Source organism: Streptomyces longisporus, assembly GCF_039532765.1.
Classification (GTDB): Bacteria; Actinomycetota; Actinomycetes; order Streptomycetales; family Streptomycetaceae; genus Streptomyces; species Streptomyces longisporus.
In genome coordinates, this window is record NZ_BAAASG010000002.1 from 1007187 (window position 1) to 1022826 (window position 15640).

At 70.4% G+C, this 15640-nt stretch carries 10 protein-coding genes; 2 read left to right on the forward strand and 8 right to left on the reverse strand.

Features of this window, described 5'->3' with window-relative positions; all coding sequences use genetic code 11:
• The first annotated feature begins 130 nt into the window (after window positions 1-130).
• Together ABD355_RS06040 and ABD355_RS06045 are read left to right on the forward strand one after the other, a co-directional pair.
• Complete coding sequence (locus ABD355_RS06040; RefSeq protein ID WP_344399006.1) at window positions 131-568, forward strand: hypothetical protein; 438 nt, start codon at window positions 131-133, stop codon at window positions 566-568.
• A 179-nt stretch (window positions 569-747) separates the two neighbouring features.
• On the forward strand, window positions 748-2925 hold the full coding sequence (locus ABD355_RS06045; RefSeq protein ID WP_344399007.1) for an MMPL family transporter: 2178 nt from the start codon (window positions 748-750) through the stop codon (window positions 2923-2925).
• Between the two features lie 71 nt (window positions 2926-2996).
• Here the strand turns inward: ABD355_RS06045 and ABD355_RS06050 are convergent, their stop codons facing one another.
• The 8 genes from ABD355_RS06050 to ABD355_RS06085 all read right to left on the reverse strand — a co-directional run bounded on the left by ABD355_RS06050 (window position 2997) and on the right by ABD355_RS06085 (window position 15528).
• On the reverse strand, window positions 2997-3278 hold the full coding sequence (locus tag ABD355_RS06050; protein WP_344399008.1) for a hypothetical protein: 282 nt from the start codon (window positions 3276-3278) through the stop codon (window positions 2997-2999).
• Window positions 3279-3738: 460 nt separating this feature from the next.
• A complete protein-coding gene (locus tag ABD355_RS06055) occupies window positions 3739-5265 on the reverse strand; it encodes an FAD-dependent oxidoreductase (RefSeq protein ID WP_344399009.1) in 1527 nt (508 codons plus the stop codon).
• A gap of 83 nt (window positions 5266-5348) precedes the next feature.
• On the reverse strand, window positions 5349-6029 hold the full coding sequence (locus ABD355_RS06060; RefSeq protein WP_344399010.1) for an O-methyltransferase: 681 nt from the start codon (window positions 6027-6029) through the stop codon (window positions 5349-5351).
• A gap of 70 nt (window positions 6030-6099) precedes the next feature.
• Window positions 6100-6936, reverse strand: a complete 837-nt coding sequence (locus ABD355_RS06065; protein WP_344399012.1) for a hypothetical protein — start codon at window positions 6934-6936, stop codon at window positions 6100-6102.
• Between the two features lie 312 nt (window positions 6937-7248).
• The gene (locus tag ABD355_RS06070; RefSeq protein ID WP_344399013.1) at window positions 7249-10434 is read right to left on the reverse strand and encodes a non-ribosomal peptide synthetase; all 3186 of its coding nucleotides are present in this window, start codon (window positions 10432-10434) and stop codon (window positions 7249-7251) included.
• A gap of 438 nt (window positions 10435-10872) precedes the next feature.
• Complete coding sequence (locus tag ABD355_RS06075; RefSeq protein WP_344399014.1) at window positions 10873-11508, reverse strand: DUF1707 SHOCT-like domain-containing protein; 636 nt, start codon at window positions 11506-11508, stop codon at window positions 10873-10875.
• 78 nt (window positions 11509-11586) lie between these two features.
• Window positions 11587-12453 (reverse strand): 3-hydroxyacyl-CoA dehydrogenase family protein, encoded by an 867-nt coding sequence (locus ABD355_RS06080; protein ID WP_344399015.1) that lies wholly within the window; start codon window positions 12451-12453, stop codon window positions 11587-11589.
• Between the two features lie 75 nt (window positions 12454-12528).
• Complete coding sequence (locus ABD355_RS06085) at window positions 12529-15528, reverse strand: condensation domain-containing protein (RefSeq protein WP_344399016.1); 3000 nt, start codon at window positions 15526-15528, stop codon at window positions 12529-12531.
• Window positions 15529-15640 lie beyond the last annotated feature (112 nt).

Here is a 15640-nt window from a genome sequence, read left to right on the forward strand (position 1 = left end):
CACCTTGCCATCGCCATATTGGATTCGGAGGTGGGGCTGGCCCCACTCCCCCGTACGTCCAGGCCCATACCGCCGCACGCTCGCGCTCCGTAGCGTCGACACCACGACGAGATGGAGAAAGAAGGACATCATGAACACCAGCGACACCCCCGCCGGAGCGGCGTACTTCGACGGCGCCCGCACCCAGGAGGCCTTCAGCCAGCTGAAGAAGTACGTCGCACTCTTCGGCATGGTCTGCGCCATCGTGCTCGCGACCGTCGCCGTGGTGGCGCTCACCGGCCACTCGACGACCGGGTTCATGTGGATTCGGGGCGCCATCCTGCTCGCCCTCGCACCGGTGCTCTACCGGAGCGCCGTCCGCGCCTCGCAGGGAGTGCGACGGGACTACGAGCGTCTGAGCACGCTCAGCGTGATCCTGCCGATCGCGATCATCGGCATCGACCTGATTCCCGGTCTCTGCCCCACTTGGTACGCCGCAATGCAGGGTGTGTCCGCCCTGGGCCTGATCGGTGCCGCCGTCATCACCCGCGGTTCCGTGCTGCGCGCCGCCTTTCCGAAGAATTCCTGAGAACGGCTCTGCCTTTCAGGTCGCGAGTCCGGTACGAGGCACTGGCGTAATCAGACCGCAAGGCAGCCACTCCCAAGCCAATCCTTCGGCCGGCCCGACGAGGAGCGCCGGCCGACTCCGCCGATGCCCGGGGTCGCTTCCCGAGCCGCGGTGACCTTGCCATCCAGGAGGACCCCCGCATGTTCCGACGCGTTGGGAGCGCTGTCGTCCGGCATCCCGTCTGGACGATCGTGGCCTGGCTGATCGCGGCGGTGGCCATCGTGGCCACCGCACCCAGCCTGCCCTCGAACAGTGACGAGAGCAGTTTCCTGCCCAAGAGTTACGAGTCCATCAGGGCATCAGACGTCCAGCACAAGGCGTTCCCCGGCGCGTTCACTCCGTCGGCGATCGCGCTGTACCAGCGCACCGACGGCGGCAAGCTGACCGCCGACGACCAGCGGGACGCCGCCCGGATCACCACCGAGCTGGGTCAGAAGCACATCGACCAGGTGCAGAAGGTCGTACCCGGACCGCCGTCCAAGGACGGCAGGTACACCATGACCCTGGTCCAGATGAACAGGAAGACCGCGGGTCAGCCCGCGCAGATCGACGCTGCCAAGGTGTTGCGCGACGACGTCAAGCAACTGGTCAAGGGCACACATCTCCAGGTCAAGCTGGGCGGCCCCGCCGCGCAGGCCCTCGACCAGAAGGACGCGTCCAAGCGCGGCGACGCCCTGGTCGGGATCGGTACCTTCGCGATCATCCTGGTGAGCCTGCTGATCATCTTCCGGGCGCCGATCCTGGCCGTACTGCCTCTCATCCTGATCGGCCTGGTCTCCGCCGTCGCCAACGGCCTGATCGCCTATGCCACCAAGCTGTTCGGTCTCGAGGCCAACAGCTCGATCTCGTCGATCCTGATCGTCGTGCTGTTCGGCGTGGGCACGGACTACTTCCTGTTCCTGATGTTCCGCTACCGCGAACGCCTGCGCGCCGGTGACGAGCCCAAGGAGGCCATGGTCAACGCGGTCGGCCGGGTCGGCGAGGCCATCGCCTCGGCCGCCGGGGCGGTCGTCATCGCCTTCCTCGCGCTGGTGCTGTCCACGCTGGGCTTCCTCAAGCAGATGGGGCCGGCGCTCGCCATCGCGGTGGCCGCCACCCTGGTCGCGGCTCTGACCCTGATCCCGGCCGTGGTGTCACTCATCGGGCCGAAGGTCTTCTGGCCCTCCAAGTCCTGGAAGCACGAGACGAGCAACGCCCGCTTCGCCGCCCTCGGACGGGGCGTACAGCGCCGCCCGGCGCTCACCGCGGTGGCATCCGGCCTGGTCCTGATCGTGCTGGCTCTTGGTGCGCTCGGCTACAAGGCCACCTTCGACCTGGCATCCGGCTCGATGCCCAAGACGAAGGAGTCCATGGTCGTCCAGGACGACATGCAGAAGGCGTACTCGGCCGGCGCCGCCGCGCCCACCGACGTGTACCTGTCCAGCACCGACGGCAAGCCGCTCGACAAGGCGGGTTTCGACGCGTACGCCGAGAAGCTCGCCGCCGTTGACGGCGTCACCAGTGCCCGCATGTCCCAGCTGAACAAGGAAGGCACCAGCGCGGACTTCACCGTCACACTCAAGTACGAGGCGTCGACGGACCAGGCGATCGCCGCGGTGCAAAGGGTGCGCGACGTCGCGCACTCCCAAGCCCCCGACGGCAGCGAAGCCGTCGTCGGCGGCCTCTCCTCGATCTACAAGGACATCGACTCCGCGGTCAACCACGACTACCGGACGGTCTTCCCCGTCGCCGCTGTGCTGATCATGGTCATTCTGGGACTTCTGCTGCGCAGTGTCGTCGCCCCCTGGTATCTGATCGCCTCGGTGGGTCTCGGCTTCGGTGCCACCCTCGGCGCCACGGTGTTGATCTTCCAGAAGGGGCAGGGGCACTCGGGCCTGATGTTCCTGCTCCCGGTGATCATGTATCTGTTCGTGGTCGCCATCGGCACGGACTACAACATCCTCATGATCGCCCGGCTCCGCGAGGAGGCCCGTGAGGGCCGCGACCCGCGTGAGGCGGCCGGGGTGGCGCTTCGCCACGCCGGTCCGACGGTGGCCGCGGCCGGCTTCATCCTGGCGGCCACCTTCGCCACGATGATGCTGGCGGGCAACGCACTGCTCAGGGAGATGGGCTTCGCGGTCTCCTTCGGTATCGCGATCGCCGCATTCATCATGGCGATGTTCTTCACCCCGAGCCTCACCGCGCTCATCGGCCACGCCGCGTGGTGGCCGGGCCATGCGGACCGGGCGGGCGGCGTTCCCGAGGCAGGCGACTCCGCCTCCCCCTCCGACGAGGCCGAGGACCGGCCAGTGCAGGATTCCTCAGAACTGCGCAGCTGAGGGCCTCCGGCAGAACCGGCACACAGATGACCGCCACCTCCTCGGAGGTGGCGGTCATCGTATGTCGCGCCCTACTTGATCTGGATCTCCGCCGTGCCGCCCCCCGTCTGGACCAGACGAAGGGTGTGGCTGCCCAGCTTGAGGTCGAGCTTCTTGCTCAGTTGCAGGCTCATGCCATGGGAACTGAGGGTGACATAGTCGTCGCTGACCTCTTTGACGTTCAGTCGGATGCCCTTGACGTCGACGGACGTCCCGGAGTGCACATGAACGGTGCAGGAGCTGTTCGCACACTGCGAATCGACCTGGTCGGGCACGCCACAGCCGCCCAGTGCGAACAGCGGAGCAGCGGCCACGAGAACACATGCGACGAAATGCCCAGGGCGGTTCACTGGGACCCTCCTGACGTCTGGTTCCGGAAGGTGGAACGGGTTCGTTACGGCTGCGCTGATCCGCGGGCCGGCAGGAGAACACGTCGGCCGACCGGGAAAAGGTACGTTCGGCCGGGCCGCGCCCGGTATCCCGCTACGCCCCTTCGCCGGTGGGTCTAGCCCCACACTCGCGGCGGTGGGCACCCGCCGGGCCTCATTTCGGTCCGGAGGGCGGACTCGTCCGCGCCCTGACAGTGGCCGGCCAGGATGGGCGGAAACCGCGTGGCGCGGACCTGCGGCCGCCGTCCGGTGCGAAACCCGGTCCTCACACCGGACGCCGCCCCCGGACATGGGTCAGGGGTGCAGCAACTCGTCGCTGCACCCCACTGCGGTGCCGTGCGCGCAGGCAAGGGCCGCCTGCCTGGTCGAGACACCTGTGCTTCGGTTATCGGCCCTGGAGGGAATGAGGGGCCTGCAGGAAGTCCATGTACTTGAGCACCCCGGCGCTGTCGTCAGCTGTCGTCACCAGTCCGACATAGCCGTCCGGCCGGACCACGACCAGGGTGTCCTCGGTATAGCCGTAGGTCGCAGGACGTTCTTCGAGGTCCACGGTGCGCAGTCCGGCGATGCCGACGGAATCCACCCGGGCCACCGCCTCACGGCAACCCGCCCCCATGCCCAGCAGGGTCGTATGGGGTCCGCGGAAGAGATCGAACAGCCGCGTGCCGTCCGAGCACGGTGCGTCCGGGGCGCGGTCGCCCGCGTGTATCCCCGGACCGTCCTCACCACCGCGAGCAGCGAGGTCCCAACTCAGCGAGCTGTCGCGGTAGTTCAGCCCGAGCTGCATCGTCTCCTCGGTCAGTCCCGCTTCGGCGCCGCCCTTGCCTCCGATCACGGCTTCCGCGATCCGGTCGGCGGAGGCGAGGGACGTACGCAGGGTCCACTCCGCGATCGGCAGGCGCTCTTCCTGGTAGGTGTCCAGCAGGCTCTGGTGGGCCCCGTTCCTGACCACCCTGGCGAGTTTCCAGCCGAGGTTATAGGCGTCCTGTACGCCGGTGTTGGCGCCGAGCGCACCCGCCACGGGGTGCACATGGGCCGCGTCGCCGGCCAGCAGGACCCGGCCGGAGCGCAGTGAATCGACCATCCGGACGTTCTTCTTGTTCACCGAGAGCCAGGTCGGATTGCTCAGTTTGATGGGCATCCCGCTGATGCGGTCGACCGCGTCCTGCAGCGCCTCCAGCGACGGGGGCGGGATCGTACCGTCGGGGGCGGCCGGTGCCGACCCTTGGACCTGCCAGGAGTCGGACCCCGGCAGCGGGCACATCAGGAGCAGGCCGCGCTCCAGGTCGTACCACTGGTACCAGGCGTCGTTGGGCAGCCCGTCGACCTCCACGTCCCCGACGTACAGCCACTGGGTGTTGTCCGTGAAGCCTCGGAACTCCAGTCCCAGTTGCTTGCGGACGGTGCTGCCGCCGCCGTCGCACCCCACCAGGTAGCCGAACTCGGCCTCCTCGGTCCCGGACGGACCCTCCAGCGTGGCGACCACGGCGGTGTCGGTCTGCGTGAAGCCGGTGAGCGTCGTGTTCCGCTGCACCTCACAGCCCACCTCCCTCAGCAGGCCCCGCAGGATCTCCTCGACGTCGTTCTGGCGGATGTAGAGCATGCGGCGATACGGCGCGTCGGGGCGCGGCTCATTGTCCTCGTACGGGACCACCTCGCTGATCAGCTGGTCCCGGAGGAACCGCCGGAAGGGCAGCCGTGTGGTGCCGGCTTCGAGCAGCCTGTCGAGGATTCCGAAGTCGTCGAAGACTTCGAGCGTCCGGGGCTGCACTCCGGCCTTGCCGCGCGACGCGGTGGTGAACTCCTTCTGTCGGTCGATGATGCGCACCGGCACACCGCGGCGCGTCAGGTCGTACGCCAGTGAAAGCCCCGTCGGCCCGGATCCCACCACAAGGACCGTTGCTGATGCCATGAGAGTTGTCTACCTTTCAGTCGCCTGTGGTGCCCGGCTCTGGATCCTGGATGTCGTCTTCGGCGCGGACGCGTGCCGGCGCCTTACTTCACCACCGCCACGGCGAATCCGTCCCAGCCCTTCCAGGACACGGTCTGCAGCACGGTGGTTTCCAACCTGTCGTCGGCGCTCAAAGCGAGCAGTGCGTCGCGAGCGCCGATCGCATTGGGATCCTCGCTTTTCTCGTCCAGGACCGCGCCGTTCCAGATGATGTTGTCCACCACGACGACAGCGCCGGGACGAGAGAGCTCGACCGCCCACGAGATGTATTCGACGTTGTTTTCCTTGTCCGCGTCGATGAACACGAGGTCGAACGGGGCCAAGCCTTCTTCCTTGATCTTCGGAAGGGACTCAAGTGCCGCACCGATGCGTACGTCGACGATGTCCGCGAGGCCCGCGCGCTCGATGCTTTCCTTCGCGATTTCGGCATGCTTCGGCTCGTATTCGAGCGTGATGACGTGCCCGTTCGAGCCGACCGCCCGGGCCATCGCGATCGTGCTGTATCCGCCGAGTGTGCCGATTTCCAGGATGTTGCGCGCGTTCGCGATTTTCGCGAGCACATAGAGGAACTTGCCTTGCGAGGGGGAAACGCTGGCCGGCGGCAGACCGTTCTCGTCGATTCGGTCGAGCGCTGACTTCAGATGCTCGTCATCACCGACGAAGAGATCCTTGAGGAAAACGTCAACACCGGCTATGGCAGACAGGACATCTGCGACATCGCTCATTTTTTTCGTCCTCTCGTACGGTGAATTCGATGAGGCGGAGTGCCATTGCTCGACGGCGGGTGGGGCGCGCTCACAGTCCGACGTGGTCGACAAGCACACGGACCGCGGCTTCGTCGCGCATGAGGTCGGCGTGGCCGAGGCCGAGCGGGAACCGCCGGCCGAGGACCTTGACGGCGTCGACGACCATGGGGTCCCCGGCCTCCTCCTGCGCCGCGAAGTCGTCGGACGTGATGCCGACGGAGCGCTGCCAGACGTCGCTGGGGTCGACCTGGGCCGCCGCGGAGAGCCACGTCATGTACGACTCGAAGAGTCGGACGACCTCGTCCCGGCGGCTGTCGGACAGACCGATCCGCTGAAAGGCGAGGGTCGCCAGTTCACGGTAGAGGTCGACGATCTCCACGGCTGCCTCCGCCAGGACGGCGGACGTGCCCTCGACGATCGCGGTGGCGCGTCGGCGGCCCTGTTCGGCCTCTTCCTCGGAGAAGACGGGGCCGGCCATGGCGATCATCTTGTGCATCTCGTTGGCGAGCAGTTGGACGTCGGTCAGCTGCGGGTCGAAGAGGACGACCTTGGGCGCGGTGCCTTGCGTCCCGGTGAGCCGCCGGGCGATCTCGGCGGCGTAGACGCTGCCGACGCAGTACCCGAACACGGCGACGACCTCGTACTGCTCCCAGTCGCCTGCCCGCATCCAGTGCTCGGTGTAGTAGTCGCCGGTGGGCCGGTCGGCCAGTCCCACCGTCGGCGGCACGGTCTGCAGGAACCCGTACTCGGACCATGCGGAGCCCATGCCGGCCACCAGTTCGTCGAACCCGGCCTCCCGCCGCCCGGCGGCCGGGAAGTCGACGCCGAGAATGATCCGGTCCGAGGGGGGCGCGGATATGACGCTCCAGGACTGTGCGTTCGGCATGTGTTTCATCCCATCGTCCTAAGGCGGAGGGTATTTCCCCGCGAATTCGACAACTGCGCGAGATCGGCGTCCTCGACGTACGCCGGGAGTTGCGCGAACAGGAAGTCGGCCGGCGCCGCCTGCGAAGAGTGGTCATATCCAGAGCCGTTCGGCAGATTAACCCGGATCCGCCGGACGCCGATGTCCCGCAATTGAACAGCGGTCTTGGAGGTCTTCCCCCGCGCGAAGACGTCCGCGGCGAGTTGCCGCACCGCGGTGCGGTCGGCAGGCCCACGGGATGTTCAACTGAGGCCTCGGCCACAGACGGTCGCGTCAGCCGGCGTCCTCGGCGACGCTGCGGGCGCGGGCCGCGAGGACGCGGGGGGTGGCGGGCTGCTCGAACATCTGGGACAGCTCGAGCGAGACGCCGCTGATCCGTTCCAGTTCCTGGAGGACGACGGCGGCCAGCATCGAGTGACCGCCGTGCTGGAAGAAGTCGGTGTCGGCGTCCACGTCGTTGCGGCGCAGGAGCGCGGCCCAGAGCGTGACGAGTTCGTCGAGCAGCCCGTCGCCCGAACCGGGGCCCGAGCCCTCGGTGGAGGCGTCCCCGGGCGCGCTGTGGCCCGCGCCGAAGGCCGGTACGGCACTGCGGCGCTGCGCGGCGCGGCGCTCCAGCAGCGGATAGTCGATCTTGCCGCTGCCGTTGATCGGCAGGGCGTCCAGGGGCAGGAACTCACCGGGGACCATCGCCCTGGACAGCCGCTCGCGTGCGTGGGCCGCGATGTCGTCCGGTTCGAGCGCTTCGAGCCCGGTGGCGGGCTCCAGCCAGGCGACGAGGACGCCGTCGCCGCTCGGGTCGCCGACCAGGACCACCGCGACACCCCCGACGTGGGGATGCGTCATCAGCGTCGACTCGATCTCACCGAGCTCGATGCGGTTGCCGCGCAGCTTGACCTGCCGGTCGCTTCGGCCCATCAGATCGATGACGCCGGTCGGCCGCCAGGCGGCTATGTCGCCGGTCCGGTAGTAGCGCCCGTATTCGGGGTGCACGCCGAAGCGTTGGGCGTTCAGTTCCGGGCGGCCGTGGTAGCCGATCGCCACGCCGGTACCGGCGATGCACAGCTCGCCGCGCAGGCCGACCGGGAGCGGCCGGCCCCGGCCGTCGAGGACGAGCAGACGGGTGTTGCGGATCGGACGGCCGACATCCAGCCGGCCGGTCGGTTCCTGTGTCACCAGGGCCGAGGTCGACCAGATGGTCGTCTCGGTCGGGCCGTAGACGTGGTGCAGCTCGGCGCCCGCGGCGACCAGGCGTCCGGCCAGCCAGGCCGGTACCGGCTCGCCGCCGCACAGCACGATGCGGCCGGACAGCCGGTCGGCGACCCGGTCGAGCACCAGCCGCCAGGTGGTGGGGGTGGCCTGCACGATCCGGATCGCGTGCCGGTCCAGCAGCGCGCCGAGCACCCGGCCACTGGAGCGCGCCGCATCGGGGCCGGCGACCACGCGTCCGCCGGAGACGAGCGGCACGAACAGCTCCAGGCCGGAGATGTCGAAGGCGAACGTCGTCGTCCACAGCGTCGTGTCCCGCGGCGTGGCCCGCAGCTCCTCGACGAAGTGCAGGACGAGATTGGCCAGGGCGAGATGGGGAACGAGCGTCCCCTTCGGCCGGCCTGTCGAGCCGGACGTGTACATGAGGTAGGCGCAGGACTGCGGATCGGTCCACGCGGGCTCGTCGAGCGGATGCGTCGGGTCGTGGGCCGTCCCGTCCACCGGCGGGGGCTGCAGCACGGTCAGCCTCGCGCCCGGCTCGGCCAGTCCCGCGAGCCGTGCTTCGCCGAGCACGAGGCGCGCACCGGAGTCGGAGAGCTGGTGTCTGATCCGTTCCTCGGGATGAGCCGTGTCGACGGGAAGGTAGGCCGCCTTGGCCAGCCATGTACCGAGCACCGAGGCGGCCAGGGCGGCACCGCGCGGCAGTGCCACGGCCACGACGCTGCCGGGTTCCACGCCTGCCGCCTCGATCAGGGAGCGGATGCGCTGTGCGGCGAGCCAGAGCGCGCGGTAGGTGACCTCACGCTCGTCCTCCACTACGGCGACGGCATCGGGCGCGGCGGCCACGCGCCGCCAGATCGCCCGCAGGACGGTGTCCGGCTCGACCGGCCCGGCGCTGTCGTTCGCGGCGTCGATGACCGCGTGGTCGCGAGCACTCCAGCCGCGCAGGGCACCCACCGTCCGGCCGGGCCGCGCGCCGAACGAGGACAGAAGCGCGTCGTAGCGCTCCAGCAGGAACCGGACGTCGGACTGCGTCAGGACTTCGGTCCGGTAGGCCGCACGCACGCGCAGTGCGCTGTCGGCCGAGGACTCCACCCGCAGTTCGAGGTCCGGCTTCGCGCAGCCGTTCTCCACCTCGACGAGTTCGGCTGGCGTGCCCGCGAGCGTGAACCGCGCAGGAGGTCCGTCGGCGGCGGGGGCGTAGTCGAACAGCAGGCGGAACATCGCGCTGAGCCGTCCGGACCGGGAGCGCAGCAGTTCCGGCGCATGCGCGTCCACGGCCACGTCGGCGTGGGCCTCGGCCTCCCCGGCCACCTCATGGCTGCGCCGTATCAGGTCGCCGATGTGCTCGTCGGGGTCGACCGGGATCCGCAGCGGCAGCACAGTGACGTGCGGGCCGATCGTGCGCGCGGATGCGGGCGGCCGCAGGTCGTGGGGAAGGCCGACGATCAGATCGGGCCCGGCGCCGTGCGCCTCGAGCAGTGCGCAGTACCCGGCCAGCAGTACCGAGCGCTCGGAGACGGCCAGGTCCTCGCTCAGCCGCCGGACCGCGGCGGCGGCCCCGGGCGAGAGCTCGGCGCGCTCGACCGCGCCGGAGAGGGTCGGCCGCTCCGGATCGGGCAGCGCACAGCCGAGGTCGAGCGTGTCGGTGGCGGCACCGGCCAGGCGCGCACGCCAGTACTCCAGGCCGGCCGGGCTCGGCGCAGGGGCGACGTACGGGGGCTCGACGGGGTGCGGCTCGGCCGACGCCGGTTGCGCTGCGGCACGTTCGTACTCGGCGACGAGTTCCTCAAGCAGAATGCGGAGGGAAGGAGCGTCCAGGACGAGCTGATGCGCCGTCACCGCGCACATGTCCGCGTCCGGATGGTGCAGCAGCACCGCCCGGATCAGCGGTTCGCCGCTGATCCGGAACGGCGCGGTGACGTAGGGCCCGAGATCGGCGGCAGTCGGGGCGGCGGCCGTCGTGACCTCGGTCAGCTCCGGTCTCAGTTCACCGGGCGCGGTCACCCGGGCCGACAGCCGCGCGCCGTCGGAGTGGTAGACGGTGCGCAGCGCCTCGTGCCGTCGTACGACGGCTGCCAGCGCGGCCCGCAGCGCCGCAGGGTCCACGGCCGCGCCGACCCGGAAGGCGACGGACAGGTTGTTGACGGCCGTGCCCGGGACGAGCGCCTCCAGCAGCCACAGCGCGTCCTGCCGAGCGCCTGCGCCGCCACCGACCACAGCCTCGGTGTCCTGCTCCACGTTGCTGACCACGGGCTCCCCCAGAGATCCAGCTCTTTGTCGGTGAGGTCGGATATTTCGCCGTCGGTGGCAGCGCCGGCCTCGCGGAAGCCCTCGGTATGTGGCAGCTGCAGGCGAAGCCCGAGGGAAGGCGGCCGCGCCGCGGGCGGCGGCGGCTTACTGCGCCGCTTCCCGCCCGCCTCCGCGGGCTTGTCCCTCGGCTGAGAAATCGCACTGACTTTAAAGCGGCGGACCGGAATGCGGAAACACGGAGGGTTGAGCATGCATCGCGTTTCGCCGAGCGGACGAGACAGTCTCACCGGCTCGCGCAGCGGCCCGGGCCGGTCGACGGCCACAGTGAAAGAACACGTTGACGCAGGTCGCCCTCGCCGGGTTTCGACCCGACGAGGGCGAGCGGGGAGCCGAAGGCCCGACGTTGCGCGCCGCTCGGCCCTCGCGGCGCAAGCGCCGTCAGCGCAGGCTGCGCGGATAGCGCACGACGAAGTCGCCGCCGCGCAGCCGGCCGGTGACCTCGATCCGCAGGTCCACGGGGTGATTCGGGTCCTGCTCGGGTGGGCGGACCTTCAGATCGCCCATGCGCACGATCACCTCGTTGGCCACGACCACGATGCCCGGCCTGGTGATCAGCAGCAGGTCGCCTCCGATGCCGAGGTCGACGTCGATCGACAGCACGTCATCGGTCACCACCGCGTCGCTGAAGTCGATCTTGGCGTTGCCGACCGTCAGCTTGATCTCCATCCGGCGCGGGACCACCCAGGGGCCGACCCACTCGACCGAGCCGATGCGCTTCTCGATCTTCACGAGGTCCTTGGCCGGGACGGGCGATTTCGCCCGCTTCGGCTGCTCCGGCAGATCCCTGGTCAGGGTTGCCAGATCGCGCAGGGTTCGCGCGGCCAGCGCCGACTGCTCTCTCTGTTCGAGTTCCTCGGGAGTCAGCCGGCCCTCGGCCGCCGCGTCGCGGATGATCTCCACCACCTGGTCTCGATCGGCGTTCGACGCCCTCATGTCCTCTGCGGCCACGGGCCCGGTGGATTCGGCTGCTGATTGTTGTTTGTCCACGAAGCCAGCCTGGCCGGTCCGTCCCACGGCGCACAAGACCGCCCGGCTTGAACTCCCTTCTTGTTCAAGGCACTTCTGCGCGGCGGACCGCGAGGGCGGTGCCGGTCAAGCCGCCGGCGTGCCGTAGTCGTAGAAACCCCGCCCGGTCTTGCGGCCGTGATGGCCGTCCTTGACGAGCTGGAGCATCAGGTCGCAGGGACGGCAGCTCTCGTCACCGCGGCTCTCGTAGAGCACGTTTAGCGAGTCGACCAGGTTGTCCAGGCCGATCAGGTCGCCGGTGCGCAGCGGACCGGTCGAGTGCCCGAGGCAGCCTTCCAGCAGGCCGTCGACGACCTCCACCGAGGCGACGCCCTCCTGCACGAGCATGGCCGCGGTGTTGATCAGCGGGTGCAGCAGCCGGTTGATCACGAAGCCGGTGGAGTCGTTGATGACCAGGGACTTCCGGCCCAGCACGGAAAGCAGCCCGACGGCCGCCTCCAGGATCTCGGGGGCGGTCCGGGTGCCGCGGATGACCTCCACCATCTTGATCATGTACGAGGGGTTCATGAAGTGGACGCCGAGCAGCTCCTCGGGGCGCTGGACCCAGGCCGCCATCTCGTCGATGGAGATGCAGGAGGTGTTGGATATCAGGGTGGTGCCGGGCCGCACCAGCGCGGAGGCCGCGGTCAGGACCTGCTCCTTGACCTCGACGACCTCGGTCACGGCCTCGACCACGGTGGTGGCGTCCGCGATGTCCTCGAGCGAGGCGGTGACGGTCAGCGAACCCTGCGGGCGGTCGGCCGGCAGCACGTCCATCAGCTGGGCGTGCCGCAGCTTCTGCCTGATCGTCGTCTTCGCCGAGGCCAGTGCGGACTCGTCGGTCTCGACCAGTACGACGTCGACGCCGTGCCCCATGGCGAGCGTCGAGATGTTCGTGCCCATCACGCCGGCGCCGATGACGGCGAGGCGGTGCTGTGTGAAATCAGCGGTCATTGACTCTTCCCTGCGGTGTCGTGGTCGGTCCGCGACGGCCGGGTCTCCCGCGCCGCGAGCTGCCTTGCCTCGGTGTCACCCGCGCAGCCTCGCGGCCAGGGCCGCGGGGGTCGGATGCTCGAAGATCTCCTTCAGTTCGAGGGACGTGCCGGTCAGTTCCTGAACCCGGTCGGCCAGGATCGCCGCGGCCAGCGAATGACCTCCGGACTCGAAGAAGTGGGTCCGTGCGGTGACCTCTGCATCGGGCAGCAGGCTGCGCCACAGCCCGATGAGGCCGGCGCACAGCGGGTCGTCGTCGGCCGGGTCCGGCTCGGGTGCCTCGCCCAGCTCCTTCTCGGCGAGCCGTTCCAGAGCGATCCGGTCGGGGCGGCCGTCGACGGCGCGGGGCAGGGCGTCGAGGAGGACGACCCGCCGGAGTACGGCGGGCGTGTCCAGGCCGGACGCCGCGTGCGCGAGCAGCTGCTGATGCTGCTGCGCAGGATCGGCGCCGGGGTGCTCGACGAAGGCGACGATCACCTGGGTGTCGTCGGGGCGGGCGACGGCCAGGGCGGCGGCCGCGGTCACGCCGGGGTGGTCCAGCAGCACCGCCTCGACCCGGTCGAGGTCGGCCGGGCCGTCCGGGGTGGCTGTCTGCCGGCTGGTCCGGCCGAGCAGTTCGATGGTTCCGTCGGGGCGCCAACGGGCCTGCACTCCGGTGCGCAGGCGCCGTCCGTATCGCTCATCGGTCGTGCCGTCGGCGAGACCGGTGCCCGCCAGGCGCAGCTCGCCGCGCACGCCGATCGGCAGCTCGCGCCCGTCCGGGGCGGTGATCCGGGCATGTGTACGAGTGATGGGCGCAAGGCGGGGCGCGTGGTCGACCGTGTCGACGGGTCCTGACAGCACCCGGCCGGTGGTGCCCTCGATGCCGTCGACGCCGTACAGCCGGCAGCCGGCCGCCAGCAGCCGCCCGGCGGTGGCGCGGGTGATCTCCCCGGCGTGCACGAGGGCGGTCAGTCCCGGCAGCCGGTCGCCGAGATCCTCCAGGATGCGGGCCGGGGTGCCGGACGGGACGAGCACGACGGACGCGCCGTACCGGTCGACCGCCGCGCGCAGGGCGGCGCCGCCGGTGCGTGCCTGTTCGGGGGCGAGCACGAGCCGGGCACCCGCGCTCAGTGCCAACCCCAGGTCGAGGATCGCGCCGGGTGTGGAGGGCTCCGCGAGGGACAGCAGCCCGGTTCCGGGTCGCACGCCGAGTTCGGCGGCGAAGTGCCCGGCGCTGTCGGCGAGTCCCGTGTGGCTCAGCGCCCTGGCCACCGGCTGCCCGTCGTCCCCGCAGTCGTGGAACAGGCAGGCGGGCGCGGCCGGGTCGAGGGGAGCGGCGGTGCCGGGCGCGGCGGTGCCGGGCGCCGGGGCGGTGTCCATCGACAGGACGACGGGCAGGTCGAGACCGGCCAGGTCGCCCGGCAGGAAGCGGGTCAGACGGACGTCGGCCAGATCGGTTCCCGCTCCGGTCAGCACCGCGGCGGGCTGCGCCTGTTCGATCCGGCGGTCGAGCCAGGCGGGGTCCTGTCGGGGGTCGAGCGGCAGCAGGACGGCACCCGTCCGCCACACGCCGAGGGCCGCGGCCGCCTGCTCCACAGGGGATACGGCGGTCGCCACCACGTCTCCGGCCTGGACGCCGACGGCGGCCAGCAGCGCGCGGACCGCCTCCGCCTGCTCGTGCAGCTCCTGGTAGCCGAGGGCACGGTCGTCGCCGGCCACGGCCGCGGCCCGCGGCGCATTTGACGCATGCTCGGCGAACGCCTCGGGGACGACGGGGTGGCGTGGGCGGCCGGCGGTGTCGTTGGCCCGGTCGACGGCCTGGCGGTCGGGGCTGCTCCAGCCGGCGGTCTCGCCCAGTGGCCGGTCGGGGTCCTCGGCGGCGGCGACCAGCAGCGCGTCGAGCCGGCGCAGCAGCGCCTCCACGTCGGCGCGGGAGAAGATCTCGCGGGAGTACCGGAACAGCAGCTCGCCGCCGGACGGCCTGCCGACGAGTTCGAGGTCGTACTTGCTGTGCGGGCTCTCGATCGGCAGCAGCCTGGCGGGCAGCCCGGCCACGGTCAGCTCGCCTACGGCCATCTCGGGCAGGAAGTTGAACAGGTGCCGGAACAGCGGGCGCTGCCAGGACTGCTCGACGCCTGCCGCCACGCCGGCCAGGTCGTCCACGGAGGTCGGGTGCGCCATGGCGCCGAGGAAGGCGTCGCGAGCCTTGCGTACCAGGGCCCGGAAGCCCTCGGCGAAGTCCACCGTGACCCGCAGCGGGACGACGTTGGCATGGTTGCCGATGGCGCTCTCGCGCGAGCCGCGGACGTCGACCGGCGAGCCGACGACGAGGTCCGGTCCGGCGCCGTGCGCGGCGAGCAGGGCGGCGTACCCGGCCAGCAGGATCGCCGCGACCGGCGCGCGGGCGGTGCGCTGGAGCTGCCGCACGGCCCGCTGCGCCTCGGCGGAGAGGACATGGCCGACGCTCTCGCCGGTCATGGCGGGCCGGCGCCCGCGCGGCAGGCCGCACCACAGGTCGAGCTCACCGAGCGAGAACCCGCTGAGGGCCTCCCGCCAGTGGGCGAGGTCCGCGGGCTTCGGGCCGGTCTCGGTCAGGGTCGCGCCGGCCGGCGGCGCGGGCACGGGCCGGCCTGCCGCGATCGCGTCGTAGGCGGCGAGGAACGCCTGGAGGAACAGGACCGCGGACCTCATGTCGAAGACCAGGTGGTGCACGGCGACGCACAGGATGTCGCCGTCCGGGTGGCCGGCGGCCCCGATCCGGGCCAACGGCCGTCCGTCGAACCGGAACGGCCGGCTGACAAAGGCCGCCAGGTCCTGCTCCGGACGGCCTCCGGACAGGTCGAGCGGCTCGATCTCGACGGCCGACTCACCGACGGGGACGACCTGCTTGAACAGGTCCGCGCCGGACTCGAGGAAGACGGTGCGCAGTGCCTCGTACTGCCCGAGCACGACGGCCATGGCCGCCTGCAGGGCGTCCGGCCGCAGCCGCCCGCCGACCTGGAGGGCGACTCCTATGTTGTTGGCCGCGGAATCCGGAGCCAGCTTGTCCACCATCCACATTGACTTCTCTTTGGCGGTGGCCGCGATGCGGGCGGCGGGCGGGATGCTCGTGCGGTTCGACGCGCCGACAGATATGACGGACGCTGAATTTTCGTTCGGCACTTAA